Here is a 20740-nt window from a genome sequence, read left to right on the forward strand (position 1 = left end):
GCGGGGAGGAAGGGCGCTGAGATTACTGAACGGGCAGGAAAGTGCTTCCTTGCGCTAATGTTTTCTCAAAGGTGTAGCCAGGCCATTCATAGATGGTCAATTTGTACTTATCGTTCACCGAACCGTAAATATTGCCACCGGCCAGGTTGGCGGTATTGGTAATGCCGTAACCAAACGCAAAACCATTTTGCGGCGCATCCCAGCGACCATAGGCTTCAAAGGCCAGATCATCCGAGATAATAGACACTTCACCACCGAGAGAGATTTTATTCAGCAAAATGCGGGCGGAGGCTTCAGTGAATCCTGTCACATCGGCGCTGGGCACGGCTTTGGCGGTCAGTGCCAGATTGTCGTAGCCTGCTTCCAGTGCCACGTTGAGCTTGGTTCTTACGCCGACACCAACATCCAGAATGACAGGTCCCAGCGGGATACCCGCATACAGGCCAAGATCCGGAATGGGCAGAATCGGCAGGTTTTTCTTCAGCGATGGCCCTTCTTCTGCGGACATGGTGTATTCCTGAGAAAGGATATCGGTACCCATCACATTGACGCGTCCATCAACGCCGAATTGCGCTGCATTGGTTGCTGTGGCACCTGCGGTGACAGACGCCACCTGAATATCATTATTCAGTAATTTGCCATCAATACCGGCAATACCTTCAACACGCAGGCAGTTGCTGCGGCCTTGCACGTTCAGATAACCTTTAATGGTAGAAGAGGCCAGATCCTGAGAAGAATCATCCACATCTTTGGTATAGGAGCCTCCGAACCTGGCGTCGACAAGTGCCTCACCGGAGGCAATACAGTCGGCGTACAGTGAGGCGTGAGCAACTGGAGTCAGGCTGAATAAGGGTAAAGCGATGAGCGCTAATTGCTTAAATTTGGCCATAAAGGTTTCCTTATATAATAGGAGTGTTAACGCGTCTTGAGGTTTTTCTGGAATACACGAACGTGATGGATACCTTTTAAAAGTACGTTTTTGCTAATTTATTATTATCTAATGTTGTGGTTTTCTAATTAATCTTTTTTGTGAAAATAAAAGGAACATTTTTCATGTTTGTATATGGGCTGGAAGCTAATAAAGAGTTTTCTGTTTTGCTGTTCCTTGTGGTGTATTGTTCACTGTTTTTTATTCTTTTATTGAAATTATCAAAATGAAAAAATAAAGTCCATCTAATTTTCGTTCGAGCGCCGTCTTTATCTGGACGTTGTTAATGTGAGCAAAACGGGTTGCCGTTAATTATTTGTAATGAATGCTACGAAAGGCGGTTGGTGTTGGGTTTTTATAAGCTTTCGGTTAACAATAATTTTATTAATTCTTTTATTATACTTTAGTAATACCTAATGCTTTGGCGGAGAAAAGGTGAAAGATTTAATTCGGTGTTATATGAAGGGGGTAAGCTGACGTGTATAAGTCAGACACGAAGGGTTGATAATAGTCCTTAACTGATATCATGGATGCTAACGGCATTTTACCGTGAGAGCAAAGCAACCATTATTCTTCATCGATGGTATTGAACCTTTGTGCAAGATAGTTAATGAGCGTGCGAACAGAAGGTAATAATCCGCGCCGGGTTGGGAATATGGCATGAATAATTTCCTGGTGAGGAGACCAATCAGGCACCACTCTGACGAGCAGGCCCTGTTTAAGTTGCTTTTGCACCATAAGTAATGGGAGCTGAACGATACCCACACCAGCTAATGCTGCAGTACGTAAGGCAATCATATCGGTCGTGATAAAGCGGGGAGTATGCTGCACTGTGATTTCAGATTGATCCGAACTAAACAGCTTCCAGGTGAAAACCTTCTGCTGACTACTCAGTCCGAGACTGGGGAGGGCAGTCAGATCATGCGGGGTGACAGGCGGGTTGAGTTGTCGAATCAGATCCGGGCTCGCCACCAGACACTGACCTCGCACCGCTAAGATACGCATAACAAGCTCACTGTCCTGGATTGGGGGTGGCCGGACACGGATGGCGATATCGATGGCTTCTTTGACCACATCAACCCGGCGGTTAGTGGCTTCCAGATGGATGGTAATCTGCGGATACATGGTCATGAAATCAGCCAGCATCAGTCCGATGTGCTGATGTAACAATGCAACCGGGCAAGTTATACGAATAACACCTCGCGGCTCAGCCCGGGTTGTCTCAATGACCTCTTGCGCCGCCTCCGCTTCTACCAGCATGGCTTTACAATGTTCATAATAAGCACGGCCGATTTCCGTCATTATAAACTGGCGTGTGGTACGTTGAATGAGCCGGACACCGAGCTTGTCTTCTAAGTTAGCAATGCGGCGGCTGAGCTTGGATTTTGGGATACCCAACGCCTTACCGGCGTGAGTAAATCCTCCATGATCTACGGCTTGAACAAAATAGTAGAGATCGTTCAGATCGTGCATCGTATACATTGTTCTGAAAATAGGACACTGATACTCATTTTAGCACCCTACTCTTCCCTGCGAGCAGTATCTACTTTTATACGATGCTGTCATCGGCCACCGTTCATGGCAGTTCGTGAAAAGTGTATGGCACTCACAGAACGGGGAAGGAGAAAACCATGAGTAAACAATATGTTCGGCTTGATAAAAATAATGCAGCAGTGTTGCTGGTGGATCACCAGACCGGCCTTTTGTCACTGGTTCGGGATATAGACCCTGATAAATTCAAAAATAATGTGTTGGCAGTCGGTGATTTAGCAAAATATTTCGGGCTGCCAACGATTCTGACAACCAGTTTTGAAACGGGTCCTAATGGTCCTCTCGTTCCTGAACTGAAAGCGCAATTTCCGGATGCGCCGTATATCGCCCGGCCGGGGCAAATCAATGCCTGGGATAATGAAGACTTTGTGAAAGCGGTTAAATCGACCGGTAAAAAACAGCTTATTATTGCTGGTGTAGTGACTGAAGTCTGTGTTGCATTCCCGGCATTGTCAGCGATTGAAGAAGGTTTCGATGTCTTCGTCGTCACCGATGCTTCCGGAACTTTCAACGAAGTGACCCGCCATTCTGCCTGGGATCGTATGTCTCAGTCGGGCGCGCAGTTAATGACCTGGTTCGGGTTAGCCTGCGAGCTTCACCGTGACTGGCGAAATGACATTGAAGGACTCGGCGCATTATTTTCAAATCATATCCCGGATTACCGCAATCTGATCACGAGCTTTAATACCCTGACTGAGGGTAAAAAGTGAGTGCGTTCACACTAAATCGCATGGTATCGGTTGGTTAGCCATGCTTTTAGGTTGATGTAACGTCAAAGCACGCCACATAGACGATATGTGGCGTATCCATGTTGAAATAAAGATATTGTTACTAAAGGAATAATGTTTCCACCTCTAAGAATGTTGGGGTGAGGTCTGTGTGGTGAAGTGAAAAATGATTTCTCGGTAATAGTTCTTTCATCTCAAATGGTCTTTAATTTTTAATTATGATGCTGAGTAGTTGTTTTTAACAAGATTAAATATGTCAATCTATGCGTGAATATGAGTGTATAAGTAGAGTGAACGTATTTGCTTAATGTTTTGTTCTGTAATTAAAAGCATGATTTTTTGAGATGTGATATCCAGCAATATTAAAGGCACTTTCTTGCTTCTTGTGGGTTGTAAGTGGGGCAGTGTGTCTGAGTAAATTTCACGGGCATTATCATAATCATCCTATTGTTTCAATAAGTATTTTTCGTTGGTTATGAATTGCATTTTATATGAGATGGTACTAGTGTTTATTAGATTGAACACTGGGGTTTTAATGTTGAAGCTACCAAAGGTTTTAACCCTAATTAAAAGTTGTCATACGATTTTAAATAAGTCATACGATTTTAAATAAATAGGGATATACATTATATCATAGTGTTATTTTATCGATTATGTTTGGATTGATGGGTTTTTTGAATATGGATATCAACTTGAATTCATTTTTTAAATTAGTATTGTTGTTGTTTGTGTTAAATCCACTATCAGAAATCTCTGCCACCGAAGGTGCATTGGGTCGCCCCATTCCTGGTACGAATGTGCAGACAAGTGCAGGTATTGTTTCACCAACACCAATCTGGGCTATTAACATTAACCAGATCTATTTTGATGGCAGTATTGAAAACTCTAAACAAGTGCCTGTTGCCGGTACTGTGTCTGCGGGGATAGAGGCTGAATTATCTTTTACCACAGTGACCGCAATGAAAGTGTGGGATGGCAGTGTGGATGGATGGAACTTTGCTTCAAGTTTTACCCTACCTTATATATGGACAGATGTTAATAATTACCACGAAGTGGGAACGATATCAGGTAAAGAAGAACAGCAGGCATCAGACTTATATGATTTATACTTTTCGCCAATAATTGCAGGCTATCATTTTTCTGAGTTTGAACATCTTTCTCTTAGCTTTAATGTATGGGCTCCAACCGGTGAATATGATGTTTCACGAATAGCCAATCCAAGCCTTAACACCTGGACTTTTATTCCTCAAATCGCTTATACCAAAATTATTCCAATGTATAGCATTGAGTTGGATGCAGTAGCGGGCATTCAGTTTTATACACGAAATAAAGACACAGACTACCAAAATGCACCTTTACTTACTCTAGATATGCTGGCTGTAAAACGATGGAATAAAAATTTCGGATTTGGACTGGTTTTGGCTACGGTTCAGCAATTGGGTGATGATACAGGCCCCATTGCTGATCGTTTAAATGGTTTTCAAGGTTACGATTGGGTTGTTGGACCAACAGCCACTTATGATACAAAAATAAAAGGGGAGCTGCCGCTATCCTTGAGTTTTCGTTGGGTTCCTTCAATTAGCAGTAAGAATAGATTAGAAAGTGATAATACTTTTATGGGTACAGCAACATTGATTTTTTAGTGTATATCGTTTTAATAGGATCGACTTATGAGTAAGCTGAGTGTGACAAAAAAAATCGGATTATTTGGCTTCATCTTTTCATCATTTTCGGCATTTTCCAATAACGCTGAAGTTGCAAATAAAAGTAACAACCCTCTAAACCCGTCGCCAGGGCTCAATGCGCAAAACTATTACACGTCAGATATTTATGGCACTGATAAATATACGAATGATTTCTTGTTGCGGGGTACACTGCCAGTTTTACCTAATGATTTTGTTGCTGTGCCACAGTTATTTCGACTGACTGTGCCTGTGAGTACTCGTCCTGATGCAAGTGACGACTACACAACGGGGCTGGGTGATATTAACTTATTTGACATTTTCTTATTTAAAGCAGGTTCAATGCAAATTGGCGCCGGGCCATTAATAACAGCCCCGACCGCAAGCGATGATGAGCTGGGTACTGGTAAGTGGCAAGCTGGTTTGGCCGCAGTCATTGTTGACCCAGCCCCGAAGCGGCTACTTGGTGCTCTTTTGCAATGGCAACAATCGTTTGCAGGCGATGATGATCGGGAAGATGTAGGCTCGGTAACATTTCAACCCTTCGGTATTTTTAACTTACCTGAAGGTTGGTATGTTCGATCTACCGGTATCTGGAGCTTTAATATTGAAAATGGAAATTATTATATCCCAGTGGGTTTAGGTGCCGGGAAAGTATGGAAAATGGACAGTACGATATTGAACTTTTACATTGAACCACAATGGACCGTATCACACAGTGGCGCCGGTGAGCCAAAGTTCACAACATTAGGCGGGTTTAACTTAACGTTTTAATTGTTATTGTAAATACTGAATTTATAGACGTTCATGTTTTTTAAAGGATTTAATCATGAAAATGTTTAATGATAAATGCTTACTGCTACTTTTAACTTTCTCAGTGTCGTTTTCTGCAAATAGCAGTGAAGCAGTTCAAAGTTTAGAAACGCGATTTGGAAAAATTGAAATGAACAGCGATTTACCCAGTAAATCGTCAATCAATCAGCTATTCGAAGAGTTAGACTATCAGCAGGCAACGCAAACCTATTTATGGGCGTTACCTTTGGTATCTTATGCTCAGTGGAAAAATGAATTTCAACAAAATCTCGGTGCCAAAAATGGCGACTTAATGCTACTCGATAGCTATGAAGATAAGCTCGGTGTACTGACAGCGAATGCGACGACTCCGTATTTATTGAGTTTCGTTGACCTCAATAAAACGGGGCCAGTGATAGTTGATATGCCTAAAGGCCCGACTGCTGGTGGAATTGGTGATTTCTGGCAACGTGCTGTTGTTGATATGGGGCAAACAGGGCCAGATAAAGGGAATGGAGGGAAATATTTGTTACTGCCTCCGGGTTACGAGTTTACGGATGACGGCAGTGATTATTATGTTGTTCAGTCTGAGACAATGAATAACCTAATCGGATTTAGAGTCTTAGATCCGGATCCTGAACAAGGAAAGAAATTAATATCTTCGTTTAATATTTACCCGTATTCAAAGAAATCTAACCCTAGTGAAATTAAGTTGTTAACGCCAAAGGGTAAAGCCTGGTCTGGAACACAACCGAAAGGAATGCATTACTGGGAAAGGCTTCATCAAATCATTCAGGAAGAACCCGTGAATGAGAGAGACCGTTTTTATATGGCAATGTTAGCGAGCTTAGGCATTGAAAAAAACAAGCCATTTAATCCGACTGAATCTCAATTGAAAGCACTCAAAAGTGGTGCGGAGATTGGTGAGTTAATAGCAAAAGCAAATACTTTTGCGAAGCGTTTTCCCAAAGCACGTTATTGGTCAGACAGACAATGGGATAAAGTTTTACAGATTGATGATCCATCACAAAGAGTTGAGAATTACGATCAGCTGTGGGAGAGAAGTGCTTGGTTCTATGAAGCCGTTACGAATACAAAAGGTATGATGTCGAGCACCCCTGGGTTGGGACAAACATATCTTGGTGCATATACAGATGATAAAGGCCAGTGGCTAGATGGTGGTAAGAATTATAAGCTGACGGTACCAGCAAACCCACCAGCAAAACAGTTCTGGTCTATGACGTTATATGATATCGATACCAGAACCCTGATTGATAATAAACAAAAGAAATCGGATGTATCTTCACGTAATGAGTTGAAGGAAAACCAGGATGGTTCTATTGATCTGTATTTCGGTCCTGCAGCTCCCGCTGGGTTTGAAAGTAACTGGATACAGACGATAAAAGGTCGTCACTGGTTTTCATATTTCCGTCTTTATGCGCCGACTGAGGCATATTTCGACAAGAGCTGGAAGTTAAATGATATTGAAGTAGTGAATTAACATTATTCCGTGATGATGAATATATTTTATAGGAAGGAATTAAGATGATTTTAAGTCGAAAGTGTTTTTCTCTGATTGCGGCTCTACCGATATTTACAGCAAGTTTACCTGCCTATGCAGAGTTTACGAAAGATTTAAAAGAAGCCAGGGCAATTGCAGAGGAAGCGTATATTTATGGCTATCCCGTTGTAGAAATGTATAAGACACTTTATGTTCAGGCTGTAGATAAGAACGATTCTAACTTCAAAGCAGACTTTAACCAGATAGGTAATACCTCGGATGTTTATACTCCCAAGGATACGTCCTTTATTACCCCGAATTCGGATACCCCTTACTCGTTTGTCTGGATGGATTTACGCGCTGAGCCTATAGTTTTAACGCTGCCTAAAGTGGAGTCAGAACGTTACTATTCTGTGCAGTTAATTGATATTTACACACAAAACTTTGCCTACCTTGGTACTCGTACGACAGGTAATGACGGTGGTGTATATATGGTCACTGGTCCAAACTGGCAGGGTGAAAAGCCGAGCAATGTCAGTAAAGTCATTCGCAGTGAATCTGAAATTGTCTATGCTCTTTATCGAACTCAGTTAATCGATGACAGTGATATTGATAATGTTCGAAAAATACAATCAAAATATAAGGTTGAAATGTTAAGTGACTACCTTAACGAAGCTCAACCTAAAAAAGAACCTAGAATAGCGTGGCCAAAACTCACAAGTGATATGTCTACGACACCAGCATTCTTCAGTTATTTAGATTTTATGCTGGATTTTGCTCCTACAGTATCGAGTGAAAAAGACATCAAAGAAAGACTATCTAAAATTGGTATTGGGACAGATGAAGACTTTTCATTAAGTGAACTCAGCCAAGACCAGCTAAGTGCTCTGCAGGATGGTATGAATGATGGGCGTAAAAAATTCGCTACTTTTAAGAAAGATTATATCGATAATCACAAAGTAACGAGTGGAGATTTCTTTGGTACGCGAGAACAATTAAAAAATCAGTATTTATATCGATATTCTGGTGCTGCTTTAGGAATATTTGGTAATTCTGCAGATGAAGCCATGTATTTAGGGTACTTTATTGACTCAGAAAATAAGCCATTGGATGCGAGTAAGAATAACTATCAGTTGCGATTTGAAAAAGGGAGTTTACCACCAGCTAAGGCATTCTGGTCTTTAACTATGTATGATGGTGAAAACAAGTTTTTAGTTGAAAATAAGTTGAATCGTTATTTGATTAACTCTCCAATGTTAGAAAATCTGACTAAAGGTGAAGATGGCAGTGTTACACTTTACATTCAGAAGGATTCACCCGGTAAAAATTTGGAAAGTAATTGGCTTCCCGCGCCAGATCATTCATTTTATGGTGTTTTACGATTATATATACCTGAGGAAGTTGTACTCAATGGCTCGTGGAAACGACCACTGATGACAGCGGTTAAACAATAATTGACTGAGTATCCGCACCTCAATGTTTAGAATAATGTTGGGGTGTGGGTTCGCTCAGTGATGAAATGTGATTCAATGATTTTATCTGCTTGGTTGTTACAATTTCTCAGATCTTCGATAATGCTACGGAACACGAAATCAGAGCATTAGTCTAATAATTGTCCAGGCTGTTGGACATAGTGCATTTATTACTACCCAGTCAACAAGAGCAAACTAAGCTGTCAGTAATGAGCTGAGTTGAGTGTAGTCTTGTAATGACAGGTATCGGGTGTCGTGTCAGTGTTAAGTTGGCTGGATTGGTCTTGGTGTCGGTATGCTTTGTTTCGCCTGCGACTCATGCGGCTTGGTATACAACCACCTCGATAGGGGGGCATGATACCTGGGTACCCGAGGCTGACTCGGATACCCCAGGGGGGAATCTTGGCCTCGGCCTGTTCTATTCCAATGCCGACAGTCTGGCTGGCCAAGCCAGTATTATTGCTTATTATGATAACGATAGTGATCATCTGGATCCTGATCATGACCCTTTCTGGACCATGGCAGGCGGCTCGCTATCCCAACCTCTGGTTAACCTGGATGATTCTGGCATAACACTTGGCTGGCAGACGGGTGTCAGCTGGCTTCAGAATACGGTGTTCGGCGTGGAAGAAGCTCTGCAGGCACAATTGGGAATTGTAGTGAATTATCAGCGCCAGGCTGACGCTGTCGGGCTGGCACTTGGCGCCGGCTACTACGGGCTGGAGTTCGATGATGATGTCCCAGAAACCAGAGGCTATAGCCGGGAAGCACTGAAACGCAGCAGTGACGCATTAGCCTGGAAGCTGTTTTTTCGGCGCTCTTTAAAGAATACATTTAGCTGGGAAGGCTACTGGCAGCAGTGGCGAGATCAGGATAACTGGCTGGAAAACCAACTCTTTCTGGCGATCCATTACCCGATTCTCCATCCCGTTATGAATAGCCTGAATGTCTCGGTGTCATACACCCGCTATAACCTGACGCCTTACCGTGTCCAGGGTAAAGCGCCGATCCTGCCTTGGGACGAGAATGTATTATTCCGGCTCTATACTGAGATCCCACTCAACTGGTAAAACGTTGGATTGTGGCTCTGGAGTCATAGTTAAGGCTTGCTGCAGGTTGTCTGCCATGGCTTCAGATGCCAGCATACCCCGGCAGCTGGCCCAGTGATTACCGTCGACACCGATGAGCTGCCCGCTGGAAACGGCCTTCAGCGATTGCCAGGCAGGCCGTTGCTGCCACTGTTCTAGAATACTGCCAGGTTCCATGTTGCCGGATAGCAGAATGTCGGGATCCATGCTTGCGATATCGTCAAAAGTCAGCTGTCTCAGTGCTCTGTCTTCTTCGCCGACTTTCTCGGGCACCGTCAGCTTGAGGGCTTTCAATACGCCGCCAGGGTAGGCGGCCCCGGAATAAGCGTATAAGCCATTTTCGGACGCCACAGCGAAAAGCACGCTCTTACCGTGAAAGCGGCTGAGTGCGTTCGCCGCACCCTGCATAGTATCTTTGTGTTGCAGAAGCCGTGCCTGCATGACATCAGGATGGCCTGCGATGTCGCCAATCTTCAGGGCAACGTCAAGGTTCTCCTGGTAGGTTTCACCGCGGGATGCCAGCAGTACCGTCGGGGCAATCTGGCTGAGCGTGGCATAAATCGCCTGATGCCGGTTAACATCGGCGATAATCAAATCCGGTTTCAGCGCCGCGATCTGTTCAAGATCGGGCGTCGCTCTGCCACCGACGGATACCCATCCCTCCAGCTTCGCCAATACCGCAGGATGCAGATTGAGCGGATCATTATCATCGGCAATCCCCACGGGGCTGATATCAATAGCTGCCAGTGCATCAGCGAAGGCATACTCCAGTGTGATAATGCGTTGGGGTGGTGCGTCCAGGGTAAACGGGTTCCCAAGACTGTCGGTGATGGTAGTGGAAAAAGCTGTGGGGCTGGTGAAAAGGAAAAGAGAAAAGGTTATCCAGCGTAAATATCCCAACAGTGACATGGTACTCCCTTAAAAGTCAGAGAAAAATTTTACTTTTACTTGATAATGAAGTGCATTTCATTGCGCGACATTCTAATGGCTTTTGTTGGCAGTACAAGGGGGAGTGATGAGCTGGCCGTCAGTATTGGACCATGATCAATACCTGTTGGGCATATTCCTCATCTGTCGCGAAGTGAGAAATATGCAGCAGTAATGAGTATGAAAATACGGCATGCTTGTGCTAACACATTGAATTTCACCTTATCTTAACTAGGTTTACCTTACAGCCTGTCTTGGAGTGGCGCTAAATGAAATCTGTTGGGTCATTGCAATTTATGGTGCTGACACTCTTGTTACTGGCTGGGTGCGACAATCGTCCGTCTTCTCTGGCACTGGGCACTCTGGAGCGCGATCGTATTACGTTGACGGCGACGGCAAATGAAATCATCCGCGACATGCCGGTAGCCGAAGGTCAGTCAGTGAAAGCCGGAATGGTGCTGGTCAGGCTGGACACGACCCGCCAGGCCGCTACTCTGGCGCAGGTTAAAGCCGAGCAGGCCAGAGCGGCGGCTTATCTGCTTCGGCTCACTAACGGTGAGCGGGTGGAAGATATTGCGGCGGCTAAGGCGCAGCTTGAACAGGCGAATGCCCGTTTGACCGATGCTGAAAAAACCTATCTGCGCAGAGAGAGCCTGGTGCGGCAGAAACTGATCAGTGTGGCCGAGCGGGATACCGCAAAAGCTGAGCGAGACAGTGCTCGGGCGCAAGTGGCTGAGGCGCGGGAGAATTTTACCAAGCTGACCCGGGGCGAAAGAATTGAAGACATTCAGCAGGCGCAGGCGGAACTGGAAGCGGCAACAGCCAATGTGGCGCTGCAGCAGCGGATTTTCAATGACCTCACTGTCGTGGCGACTCGCAACGGTATTTTGGACAGCCTGCCGTATAATCTGGGCGAGCGAGTGCCCATGAGCGCCGTTGTTGCCGTCATTCTGGCTGACAGCCAGCCTTACGCCAGAGTGTATGTCCCTGAACCATACCGAGTTGCATTGCAGCCCGGCAGCGTGGCAAAGGTGTATGTCGATGGCGTTTCAGAGCCTTATGAAGGCACTTTGCGCTGGATTGCGACAGAGCCGGCCTTTACTCCTTACTACGCGCTGAATGAAGACGACAGGGCGCGGTTGGTTTATCTGGCTGAGTTCGATTTGTCGGATGCCGAGACCTTGCCAGCCGGCGTACCTGTCCAAGTGGAGATGCCCCTTGAGTGATCTTGCTATCAAGGCAACAGGGTTGACGCGGCGGTTCGGCGATTTTACCGCAGTGAACAAGCTGAACCTGCAAGTACCCAAGGGCAACATCTACGGCTTTCTGGGGCCGAATGGCTGTGGCAAATCCACAACGCTGCGTATGTTAACCGGACTGCTGAGCCCCAGTGAGGGAGCGATTGAAGTGCTTGGCCTGCGTATTCCCGAACAGGCGGAAGCGCTACGGATGAAAATTGGCTACATGACGCAGAAATTTTCTTTGTATGAGGATCTGTCAGTCAAAGAAAACCTGCAGTTTGTTGGTCAGATTTATGGTTTACCAGGCAGAGAGCTGAAACCCAGGGTGGCAGAGCTCGGCAGCATTTATAACCTCAATGAATTGATGAAACAACGGGTTGGCAGCATGAGCGGCGGGCAGAAACAGCGGCTCGCCCTTGCGGCGGCTGTGATGCACAAGCCCGATTTACTGTTTCTGGACGAACCGACCTCCGCGGTGGATCCCCAGTCGCGGCGTGATTTCTGGGAGCAGCTTTTTGACTTGTCTGACGCTGGCACCACCATTCTGGTGACTACTCATTACATGGACGAAGCTGAGCGCTGTCACGGGCTGGCGATTATGGAAGCCGGTGAAATAAAGGCAGACGGCCCGCCTGATACCCTGATGAAGCAGATGGGGGTCAGTGTGGTTGAAATTCAGGCACCGGGACTCAGGCAGATTAAAGACAGTTTGCTGGCCATTCCGGCCGTGGTGTCTGCAGCGCAGTTAGGTATTCGTCTGCGGGTCTTGGTGCGCGCAGAAGAATCTGACCCTGTGGCCTGGCTGAAACGTCAGGTGCCGGCACTGGCTCAGGCTGAGCTGGATGTGGTTCGCCCCAGTCTGGAAGACGTTTTTGTGACCAGCACAGGGAGCAGGTAATGAATGTTATCACCTCCAGTCTTATCAGAATGAAAGCAATTCTGGTGAAAGAATTTCGCCAGTTGTCCCGCGACAGAATTACCTTTGGCATGGTAGTGATGATCCCTCTGATACAGCTATTGCTGTTTGGCTTTGCCATCAATACGGATGTGCGCAATATTCCCGTGGCGATTGTGGATCAAAGCCAGTCTCAGTATGGCAGGGTGATCACCGAAGCGGTTAAAGCCACTCAGGTGGTCACTGTGGTTGCTACTTACGCCACGCCCAGAGAAGGTGAACAAGCCATTACTACCGGGACGGTACGCGGTGTGCTTGTTCTGCCGAGGGATCTGGATCAACGATTGGCACAGCACAGAAAAGCCGGGCAATGGCTGGTGGATGGCTCAGATACTATGGTCAGTTCTGCCTTGCTGCAATTACAGAATATGCCGGTTGATCATCTGGTCTCGGATTACAAAGCGCAGCAGTCGAGTGTGATGACACCAACCTTTGAAGTCGCGCTGTACTTCAACCCGGAGCGGCGAACGGCGGTGAATATTGTGCCGGGTTTACTCGGCGTAATACTCACCATGACCATGATACTGTTCACCTCTGCGGCGATAGTCCGTGAACGGGAAAGGGGGAATCTGGAGTTGCTGATCACCACACCTGTGCATTCCCTTGAACTTATGTTGGCAAAAATTGCTCCTTATATCGTTATTGGTCTGATTCAGGTGGTGATTATTCTTGGGCTGGGTCATTACATTTTTGCGGTGCCTATTAATGGCCCGCTCAGCCAGATTCTGTTGGGCACCTTGCTGTTTATTGCTGCCAGCCTGACTCTGGGGCTGGTGATCTCGACAATTGCCCAGACTCAACTGCAAGCCATGCAGATGACAGTGTTCATTCTGCTGCCTTCTATTTTGTTATCCGGCTTTATGTTCCCGTATGAAGGTATGCCCGTGGCTGCCCAATGGATTGCAGAAATTCTGCCTGCTACCCATTTTATGCGCATGATACGGGGTATAGTGCTGCGCGGCGCCGATGTGGCTGTGCTGTGGAAAGATGCACTTTGGCTGCTGGGTTTTACCTTGCTCGGGTTGCTGCTGGCTTCCTGGCGATTTAAGAAAACGCTGGACTGACCCGGCTCCCATCCTCTCAACGTCCTGAACCCCTGACGGAAATTTATATCGCCATTGGCGACAACGGGCTGATATCATCCTGTGCGTTTAAGGTTGTCGCCAAATGGATCGGATGTCAGGGGGTAATGTGGGTAAAGGCGTTTTTCTGTCAGTGATGTCGTCGTGTCTGTTCGGGGCGCTGTATTACTACTCGACCCTGCTGCATCCTCTGAATGGCGAAGCTATCTTTAGCTGGCGGCTGTTACTGACCTTACCATTTCTCACCGCTTTTCTGCTGTTTAGCAAAGAATGGCCACAGGTGATGGCTATTGTGACTGAAATCCGCCAGCGACCTGGCTTATGGCTGGGCTTGCCACTGTCGGCTTTTCTGCTGGGTTTGCAGTTCTGGCTGTTCATGTGGGCGCCGATCAATGGCCGTGCTCTGCCGGTTTCTCTGGGCTATTTCATGATGCCGCTGGTGATGGTGGTGCTGGGCCGTTTCGTTTATCAGGACAGACTGAGCGGGCTGCAAAAAATTGCGGTTCTCTTTGCTGCAGTCGGCGTTGCCCATAAGCTTTGGCTTTCGGGAGGTTTGTATTGGGAAACGCTGGTGGTGGCGATAGGTTATCCCGGCTATTTTATGCTGCGGCGTAAACTCGGTACAGACAGTCTGGGCGGCCTGTGGTTTGATATGGCCATCATGATCCCGCCGGCCATCTGGTGGTTGTTTTTCGAGCACGAAAGCCTGAGCGTTTTTGCCCAGCACCCTCATCTTAGCTGGCTCATTATGGGGCTGGGTGTCATCAGTGCTTTTGCGGTTGGCAGCTACATTGTGGCGAGCAAACTGCTGAGTTTCAGCCTGTTCGGGTTATTGAGCTATGTGGAACCGGTATTGCTGGTGGTGGTGTCTTTGGTACTCGGGGAAAGCATTGCCGACGGAGAGTGGCCGACCTACCTCTTTATCTGGGTGGCAGTACTCTTTCTGATCTTGGATTGTGTGCGTCAGATAGTGACCCAGAAGCAGATTCAGTCGGCAGTAATGGCAGAAGAGTGAAGCATGCCTGCGCATAGCAGGCATGCCGGGGGAAGATTAATGATCCAGATACAGGTAGTTCTGCCAGCTCTTCATGCGAATTAATATCTTACGCATAACTGCCAGGTGGTGTGCGTGATCTGAATACACGGCAATTTCCATATTGGCCCCTAAAGGCAGTTGGTACTCACTGAGATCGTCAATCATCTTGAGCCTGACCACTGGCCTGCCTTGCTTTAAGAAAAGCTCAGTGCCAATCAGAGTCCCTTGTGCTTGCGCCTGACCTTCACCAATGGCCGGTAATACATCAATGACTTCGGCTTTAAACGTTTTCCCCGGAATGGCACGGAAAATGATATCGGCTTCAAAGCCGGGTTTGAGGCGCAACAGCGAGTTCTGGCGAAACGCACCAACAATGAAGTCATCATTAGTATTGATAAAGGTCATCACTGGGCGCAGTGGCAATGGCACAGCCATCATGCCTGGGCGTAACAACACCTGAGTCACAAAGCCATCCGACGGCGCACGTACAATTGTTGAGTCCAGATTAAACTGGGCTGTAGACAGTTGCGCTTGAATCTGAGCAACAGCCGTATTCTGGCCATTAATGTTAGACTCATAAGCCAGCTTTGCCCGGCGCTCATCAGCTTGTGCGGCTTCCAGTGCCGCTTCGGCGCTGCGGTAGAATTGCTCACGGTTATCAACATCGGCTTTGGTGAAAGCGCCGCGTTTATACCCTGTCGCATAGCGTTGGTACTGCTGATAGGTGCGATCGCGTTCTGCCTGCGCTTTGATGCGGGTTGCCATTGCCGCTTTGTAGCTGGCTTCCTGCCCAAGTACATTTTGTCGGGTTTCTGCAAGCTGGGCTTCCAGCCTGTCAACTTCCGCCTGGAAAGGTGTGGGATCAATTTTGAACAGAATATCACCTTCATCCAGCGGGGAGTTCGGGGTGACAGGCACTTCAATAACCTTACCTCGTACATTGGGTAATATGGGCGTAGAGACGAAGTATTCACCGCCCAGGCTGGTATGGGGGTGGTTATAGTTCATGAACAGGACCAGAGCGCCGACAAGGATGATACCGCCAAGTACGGCAGTCGGCACTGTCCACTTATTTAACGGAATCCGGAAAACTTTGAAGATAAAAATACAGATGGCCGCGTAAGAGAGGACCAGTAACGTTTCCATTATTGATTACCCTCACTGTTATTATTGCTGTTATTCATTGGCTGTCGTTGTTGTTTTAACGCGGTAAGTTCGGATTGCAGTAGCTGGAGTTGCATTTCCATTTTGGTTAACTGGGTCTGAAGCAATACTTGTTCATCATGAACCTGTTTGAACCCCCAGCCTCTTTCTTTACGCCACAGGGTCGCCCATATCCATAAAAATGGCCACAGAGCATGTAATGTGAACAGGCTTACCCAGCCCGCATAATGAATAGCATCCTGATGAGGGTGTTCTCGCTCTTTGGCGATCTCATAAGGAATATCGTGAATCGCTATGATGCCGTAAAACAAAACAAGGGCTACAAAAATAAGTAAACCCAATGCAAAATAATCCAAGAACATATATTTACCGTCAAATTTTAACCATGATATTAAGAATATAGCTAATAAATACACTTAGCAATTATGAGGTTTTTGTCTTTCAGGTTTAATACAGATTTCATCAGGCCAGCACTAGAGGCTGGCCTGACAAATATACTATCAGATTAATTGCATAGTTCAGCTATTAAGATGCATCATCAGCGGCTTTTTTTGCCTGGCTAATCCAGTTGTCAAATACTTGCTGGTGCGACTGAATCCAGCCGTTAACATGGTTTTCTATGTCTTTCTGGGAATTCTGGCCCTGACTCATACGCATATTCTGAGCACTGACGTCATTGATATTCAGTGTCATGATTTCAAACAGTTTGGCCGCAGCCGGATTGTCTTCAGCAAACTGTTTGTTGGCAACAATGCGCATGCTGTTCATTTCAAAGCCGTAGTTTTTACCGTTAGGCAGGGCGGTATCCACTTTTGCCCGCTCGCCCGGTAATGACGAGAACGGCACTTCCAGCCATACCACATCTTTACCCGGAACCAGCACACCGCTGACCCAGTAAGGGGTCCAAGTGTAGTACAGAATGGGTGAGCCATTGCGGTAGCGGGAGATGGTATCGGCTATGATGGCGGCGTAATTACCCTGGTTATGGGTGACTGTGTCACGCAGCCCGTAGGCATCCAGTTGGTGTTCGATCACCCCTTCACATCCCCAGCCTGGGTTACAGCCGGTCAGATCGGCTTTGCCGTTTCCGTTGGCATCAAACAGCTTTGCCAGCTCAGGGTCTTTCAGCTGGCTGATATTGGTGATGCCGTATTTATCGGCGGTTTTTTTGTCAATCAGATAGCCCTGAGCGGCTCCGGTGATGTAATAGCCTTTGCGGTAGAATTTATTGTCTCCGCCTGATTGGATGAATTTGTCTTTATGAAGGGGTGCCCAGTTCACGGCCAGGAAAGTGGCATCGCCATTGGCAATCGAAGTGTAGCCTACATTATAGTCCACCTCTTTAGTGGGCCGGACGTCGTAACCCAGTGCCTCCAGTGCTTTATTGACGATCAGTGTCTGGAAGGTTTCTTCCGCCACTGTACTTTGTACTGGCTGTACGGTAACGCCTTCACCGGGTAAATCTGCTGCTATGGCAGGGAAAGAAAAGGCGCCGGCAAATAATGCCGTGCTCAGGGAAAGTGACTTCCAGGACCTTGTCATTGTCTTCTCCTCAGGGTTGTGAATGTGTTGTCAGATGCGGAGCCTGGTCTTTTTTGAACCGGCGATAAATGAACCCGATAGGGCCGTGTTCATACCAGTGACGGTAAGATCGGCCGCGCTCGGACGCTCCCATTGCCTGTGTCAGCCGGTCGAGCAGGATAGCCAGAATGACAATACCTAGCCCGCCAATGGCGGCCAGCCCCATATCCAGACGGCCGATACCGCGCAGCACCATCTGGCCCAGTCCGCCAACGGCTATCATGGAGGCAATCACCACCATAGACAGTGCCAGCATCAGGGTTTGGTTTACCCCGGCCATAATGGTGGGCATGGCCAGCGGCAACTGAACCTTATAGAGCATTTGTTTCGGGTTCGCGCCAAAAGAGTGGGCGGCTTCAATCAGTTCCTCTGGCACCTGGCGGATCCCCAGAATCGTCAGCCGGATAATCGGAGGCAGGGCAAAGATGATGGTTACGACGACACCAGGGACATTCCCGATACCAAATAACATCACTATAGGCACGAGATAGACGAAAGCGGGCGTTGTTTGCATCGCATCAAGAATTGGCCTGACAATTCTGGCCGATTTTTCACTCCGTGCCAGCCAGATACCGGTTGGTAAGCCAATCAGCAGACAAAAGAAAACGGATGTCAGAACCAGCGCCAGCGTGACCATCGCCTGATCCCAGGCTCCGATAGCCCCTATCAGCAGCATCGAGATCACACTGGCAATCCCCATGCGCAGGCCGGCAATCTGCCAGGCCAGGATCATGATCAGAAAAATCATCAGGAGTGCCGGTGTGCTCTGCAGTGTTGCCTGGAAGGCTGTGAGGATGTAATCAATCGGCACACTGATAGCCTGAAAGGCGGGCCGGAAATTGACAACCAGCCAGTTGATGCCGTCTTCGACCCATTGGTCGAAGGGGATCAGGGCATCCTGGAACGGATGGATCCAATCGATGGACGGGTCAACGGGCGTTGTATCTGTGGTATTGAGCCAGTCGGAACCGGAATTGGGTGTCGAAGTGGCTGAATTGCCCCAGGGGTCGGTATTGCTGGTATCTGTGCTGGACCAGGGATCTTGTGAGGCCGGTACGGATGAGGGACTGTTCGTCACCGGTACGGATGACTCTGGGTGATTTTCCTGGCTCATATCAGGCCTCCCGATCTAGCGTCTGTAACAGGCGTGCTTTGGTAATAACACCATGATAAACCTGGTTTTCATCGACAACAGGCACACCGTAGGGCAGGTCGGCCACCCGACCTATCAGCTCACCTACAGGGGTTTCAGGCAGGAAAGTCACGGTATCGACCAGCAGAGCCTGAGTCAGGGGCTGACCTGCTTGGCTGGCCGTTTGCAGTGTGTCTGTTGATACCAGTCCGACATACAGGTTACGGCGGTCGACCACAATGCCGAACTCTCTGTCATTATCATTGAGCAGTTGCAATGCGGCACGCGGGCCGTCCGTTTCCCCCTTTTTAATCACAGTGACCTGGTGTTTGCGAGCGATGTCTTTGGCCGTAAAGACATTGGTAACATCTACGCCCTTAAAGAAAGAGCGCACATAGTCATTGGCCGGGTGATGGAGGATTTCATCCGGTGTGCCAATCTGAATCACTTCACCGTTCTGCATAATGGCAATCCGATCGCCAATCCGCATGGCTTCATCCAGATCGTGAGAAATAAAAACCACAGTGCGTTTGTCATCATTTTGCAGGCGGATAAGCTCATCTTGCATTTCGGTGCGGATCAGCGGGTCAAGGGCAGAAAAAGCCTCATCCATCAACAGGATGTCCGGGTCATTGGCCAGCGCTCTTGCCAGACCGACCCTTTGCTTCATACCGCCTGACAACTCGTCAGGGTATGAGGCAGCATAAGCTTCCAGCCCAACCCGTGTCAGCGCCTGGAGTGCCGTATCGTAACGGGTGTCTTTGTCGACCCCCGCGAGATCCAGGCCGAAGGCAGTATTATCAATAACCGTCATATGGGGCATGAGAGCAAATGATTGAAACACCATGCTGATATTGTTCCGCCGCACAGTACGCAACTCATCCTCTGAAATGTTGGCGATGTCTTTGTTATCAAGCAGTACCTGACCGCTGGTGGGCTCAATGAGGCGGTTAAGCAGGCGAACCAGAGTCGATTTTCCTGAGCCGGAGAGGCCCATGATCACGAAAATTTCGCCTTGGTTAATGGTGAGAGTGGCATCTTTGACGCCGACAGTCAGGCCGGTTTTTTCAAAAATGGCATCCTTATCTAACCCCTGTTCCAGTAATGGAAACGCCCTTTCAGGGGCACTGCCAAACACTTTGTAGAGATTCTTCACTTCCATTTTGACAGTCATAAATGAGGGTATCCGCTATACAATCCTTACAGATAAAACGTTTTGCTATCTAAGTAATTATGGCAGCTGATTTTAAGCGGGTAGGGTTTAATTTGGCTCAGTTTGTGTGATTGTGACGTGCGTTGGTTTAGTTTTTTGTTTTTTAATCAGATGAATAGGTGGCGATAGCGTCGTCGGCCAGATAGTCAGCTTATATGGTTAGGCCACTATTGAATGTGGCCGGTTTTGATCGGCAGGGTAACCAGAAAGCAGTTTTTGCTTGTCGAAGACTGTGGCTCCAGTGAAATAGTGCCGCCATGCAGTTCAGCGATGTTGCGGATGATGGACATGCCCAGTCCCATCAGATGACAAATTGTGCTTATGTTTAAGACCAGAAGGAACAGGGAGGCAACATAAGATTCTGTTTTCTCACGTAAAGGATGATCTTTATCAATATGCACCAAGGTTAATTTGTTAGAATTATGCCGATTCATCGCAAAGTTCCCCTGAAGGTATGTATGCACACCTTAGAAAGGGAAACTTAAAACAGACTTAAGACATAAAAATCATCATCTCATCTTTACGTCTTTTCAGTCGCTATTAGTTGATACATTGATTTTAGTTATGTTTTTTATCTTCAATATTTGTGACCTTGCTCGTGGTGATATAAGAGGTACGTCCAGTTTATTGAGGGATATGTCAATTTCTTACAGGGAATTAACGTTTA

19 protein-coding genes are annotated in these 20740 nt (G+C 47.2%); 10 read left to right on the top strand and 9 right to left on the bottom strand.

Features of this window, described 5'->3' with window-relative positions:
* Window positions 1-22 precede the first annotated feature (22 nt).
* On the bottom strand, window positions 23-889 hold the full coding sequence (locus Q4491_RS06845; RefSeq protein ID WP_303455933.1) for a hypothetical protein: 867 nt from the start codon (window positions 887-889) through the stop codon (window positions 23-25).
* 606 nt (window positions 890-1495) lie between these two features.
* Window positions 1496-2401, bottom strand: coding sequence for a LysR family transcriptional regulator (locus tag Q4491_RS06850; protein ID WP_303455935.1), 906 nt, complete (start codon window positions 2399-2401; stop codon window positions 1496-1498).
* 158 nt (window positions 2402-2559) lie between these two features.
* Here Q4491_RS06850 and ycaC point away from each other — a divergent pair, with 158 nt between their 5' ends.
* The 6 genes from ycaC (at window position 2560) to Q4491_RS06880 (ending at window position 9724) form a co-directional block, all read left to right on the top strand.
* Window positions 2560-3189, top strand: coding sequence for an isochorismate family cysteine hydrolase YcaC (ycaC, locus tag Q4491_RS06855; RefSeq protein WP_303455936.1), 630 nt, complete (start codon window positions 2560-2562; stop codon window positions 3187-3189).
* Window positions 3190-3887: 698 nt separating this feature from the next.
* On the top strand, window positions 3888-4850 hold the full coding sequence (locus Q4491_RS06860; RefSeq protein WP_303455938.1) for a transporter: 963 nt from the start codon (window positions 3888-3890) through the stop codon (window positions 4848-4850).
* Between the two features lie 27 nt (window positions 4851-4877).
* On the top strand, window positions 4878-5663 hold the full coding sequence (locus Q4491_RS06865) for a hypothetical protein (RefSeq protein ID WP_218384180.1): 786 nt from the start codon (window positions 4878-4880) through the stop codon (window positions 5661-5663).
* Window positions 5664-5718: 55 nt separating this feature from the next.
* On the top strand, window positions 5719-7182 hold the full coding sequence (locus tag Q4491_RS06870) for a DUF1254 domain-containing protein (protein WP_303455947.1): 1464 nt from the start codon (window positions 5719-5721) through the stop codon (window positions 7180-7182).
* A gap of 44 nt (window positions 7183-7226) precedes the next feature.
* Window positions 7227-8636 carry a DUF1254 domain-containing protein gene (locus tag Q4491_RS06875; protein WP_303455949.1) on the top strand — a complete coding sequence of 470 codons (1410 nt, stop codon included), beginning with the start codon at window positions 7227-7229 and terminating at the stop codon, window positions 8634-8636.
* 305 nt (window positions 8637-8941) lie between these two features.
* Entirely contained in the window at window positions 8942-9724 is a 783-nt protein-coding gene (locus Q4491_RS06880) for a hypothetical protein (protein ID WP_303455951.1), read from the top strand.
* Here Q4491_RS06880 and Q4491_RS06885 read toward each other — a convergent pair.
* On the bottom strand, window positions 9686-10651 hold the full coding sequence (locus Q4491_RS06885; protein ID WP_192014797.1) for a Fe(3+) dicitrate ABC transporter substrate-binding protein: 966 nt from the start codon (window positions 10649-10651) through the stop codon (window positions 9686-9688). The two genes, Q4491_RS06880 and Q4491_RS06885, sit on opposite strands and share 39 nt — an antisense overlap.
* Before the next feature lie 314 nt (window positions 10652-10965).
* Between Q4491_RS06885 and Q4491_RS06890 the strand changes: the two genes are divergently transcribed.
* The 4 genes from Q4491_RS06890 to rarD all read left to right on the top strand — a co-directional run bounded on the left by Q4491_RS06890 (window position 10966) and on the right by rarD (window position 14962).
* Complete coding sequence (locus tag Q4491_RS06890) at window positions 10966-11895, top strand: HlyD family secretion protein (protein ID WP_192015049.1); 930 nt, start codon at window positions 10966-10968, stop codon at window positions 11893-11895.
* A complete protein-coding gene (locus Q4491_RS06895) occupies window positions 11888-12808 on the top strand; it encodes an ABC transporter ATP-binding protein (protein ID WP_218384170.1) in 921 nt (306 codons plus the stop codon). The genes Q4491_RS06890 and Q4491_RS06895 overlap by 8 nt, the downstream gene beginning before the upstream one ends.
* Complete coding sequence (locus Q4491_RS06900) at window positions 12808-13929, top strand: ABC transporter permease (RefSeq protein WP_303455955.1); 1122 nt, start codon at window positions 12808-12810, stop codon at window positions 13927-13929. Before Q4491_RS06895 ends, Q4491_RS06900 begins: the two co-directional genes overlap by 1 nt.
* A 103-nt stretch (window positions 13930-14032) precedes the next feature.
* Window positions 14033-14962: an EamA family transporter RarD gene (gene rarD / locus Q4491_RS06905; RefSeq protein ID WP_218384166.1), complete on the top strand. Its 930-nt coding sequence runs from the start codon at window positions 14033-14035 to the stop codon at window positions 14960-14962.
* A gap of 36 nt (window positions 14963-14998) precedes the next feature.
* Here rarD and Q4491_RS06910 read toward each other — a convergent pair whose 3' ends face one another.
* The 6 genes from Q4491_RS06910 to Q4491_RS06935 form a co-directional block, all read right to left on the bottom strand.
* A complete protein-coding gene (locus Q4491_RS06910) occupies window positions 14999-16129 on the bottom strand; it encodes an HlyD family secretion protein (RefSeq protein ID WP_218384164.1) in 1131 nt (376 codons plus the stop codon).
* Window positions 16129-16509, bottom strand: coding sequence for a DUF3302 domain-containing protein (locus Q4491_RS06915; RefSeq protein ID WP_192014801.1), 381 nt, complete (start codon window positions 16507-16509; stop codon window positions 16129-16131). The genes Q4491_RS06910 and Q4491_RS06915 overlap by 1 nt, the downstream gene beginning before the upstream one ends.
* Window positions 16510-16672: 163 nt before the next feature.
* Window positions 16673-17689, bottom strand: coding sequence for a glycine betaine/L-proline ABC transporter substrate-binding protein ProX (gene proX, locus Q4491_RS06920; protein WP_192014802.1), 1017 nt, complete (start codon window positions 17687-17689; stop codon window positions 16673-16675).
* Window positions 17690-17699: 10 nt separating this feature from the next.
* Window positions 17700-18842: a glycine betaine/L-proline ABC transporter permease ProW gene (gene proW / locus Q4491_RS06925; protein ID WP_218384162.1), complete on the bottom strand. Its 1143-nt coding sequence runs from the start codon at window positions 18840-18842 to the stop codon at window positions 17700-17702.
* Window position 18843: 1 nt separating this feature from the next.
* Window positions 18844-20034 (bottom strand): glycine betaine/L-proline ABC transporter ATP-binding protein ProV, encoded by a 1191-nt coding sequence (gene proV, locus Q4491_RS06930; protein WP_303455962.1) that lies wholly within the window; start codon window positions 20032-20034, stop codon window positions 18844-18846.
* Between the two features lie 206 nt (window positions 20035-20240).
* On the bottom strand, window positions 20241-20507 hold the full coding sequence (locus Q4491_RS06935; protein ID WP_303455963.1) for a hypothetical protein: 267 nt from the start codon (window positions 20505-20507) through the stop codon (window positions 20241-20243).
* Window positions 20508-20740: the final 233 nt, after the last annotated feature.

The organism is Photobacterium sp. 2_MG-2023, assembly GCF_030547675.1.
Lineage (GTDB): Bacteria > Pseudomonadota > Gammaproteobacteria > Enterobacterales > Vibrionaceae > Photobacterium > Photobacterium arenosum.

What these genes read in the sequence shown, in the direction of transcription:
- Q4491_RS06865 (WP_218384180.1), top strand. Translation starts at nt 4,878, where the DNA reads ATGAGTAAGCTGAGTGTGACAAAAAAAATCGGATTATTTGGCTTCATC.
- Q4491_RS06885 (WP_192014797.1), bottom strand. Translation starts at nt 10,651, where the DNA reads ATGTCACTGTTGGGATATTTACGCTGGATAACCTTTTCTCTTTTCCTT.
- Q4491_RS06850 (WP_303455935.1), bottom strand. Translation starts at nt 2,401, where the DNA reads ATGCACGATCTGAACGATCTCTACTATTTTGTTCAAGCCGTAGATCAT.
- Q4491_RS06915 (WP_192014801.1), bottom strand. Translation starts at nt 16,509, where the DNA reads ATGTTCTTGGATTATTTTGCATTGGGTTTACTTATTTTTGTAGCCCTT.
- rarD (WP_218384166.1), top strand. Translation starts at nt 14,033, where the DNA reads ATGGATCGGATGTCAGGGGGTAATGTGGGTAAAGGCGTTTTTCTGTCA.
- Q4491_RS06845 (WP_303455933.1), bottom strand. Translation starts at nt 889, where the DNA reads ATGGCCAAATTTAAGCAATTAGCGCTCATCGCTTTACCCTTATTCAGC.
- proV (WP_303455962.1), bottom strand. Translation starts at nt 20,034, where the DNA reads ATGACTGTCAAAATGGAAGTGAAGAATCTCTACAAAGTGTTTGGCAGT.
- proW (WP_218384162.1), bottom strand. Translation starts at nt 18,842, where the DNA reads ATGAGCCAGGAAAATCACCCAGAGTCATCCGTACCGGTGACGAACAGT.
- Q4491_RS06935 (WP_303455963.1), bottom strand. Translation starts at nt 20,507, where the DNA reads ATGAATCGGCATAATTCTAACAAATTAACCTTGGTGCATATTGATAAA.
- Q4491_RS06900 (WP_303455955.1), top strand. Translation starts at nt 12,808, where the DNA reads ATGAATGTTATCACCTCCAGTCTTATCAGAATGAAAGCAATTCTGGTG.
- Q4491_RS06860 (WP_303455938.1), top strand. Translation starts at nt 3,888, where the DNA reads ATGGATATCAACTTGAATTCATTTTTTAAATTAGTATTGTTGTTGTTT.
- Q4491_RS06875 (WP_303455949.1), top strand. Translation starts at nt 7,227, where the DNA reads ATGATTTTAAGTCGAAAGTGTTTTTCTCTGATTGCGGCTCTACCGATA.
- proX (WP_192014802.1), bottom strand. Translation starts at nt 17,689, where the DNA reads ATGACAAGGTCCTGGAAGTCACTTTCCCTGAGCACGGCATTATTTGCC.
- Q4491_RS06890 (WP_192015049.1), top strand. Translation starts at nt 10,966, where the DNA reads ATGGTGCTGACACTCTTGTTACTGGCTGGGTGCGACAATCGTCCGTCT.
- ycaC (WP_303455936.1), top strand. Translation starts at nt 2,560, where the DNA reads ATGAGTAAACAATATGTTCGGCTTGATAAAAATAATGCAGCAGTGTTG.
- Q4491_RS06870 (WP_303455947.1), top strand. Translation starts at nt 5,719, where the DNA reads ATGAAAATGTTTAATGATAAATGCTTACTGCTACTTTTAACTTTCTCA.
- Q4491_RS06910 (WP_218384164.1), bottom strand. Translation starts at nt 16,129, where the DNA reads ATGGAAACGTTACTGGTCCTCTCTTACGCGGCCATCTGTATTTTTATC.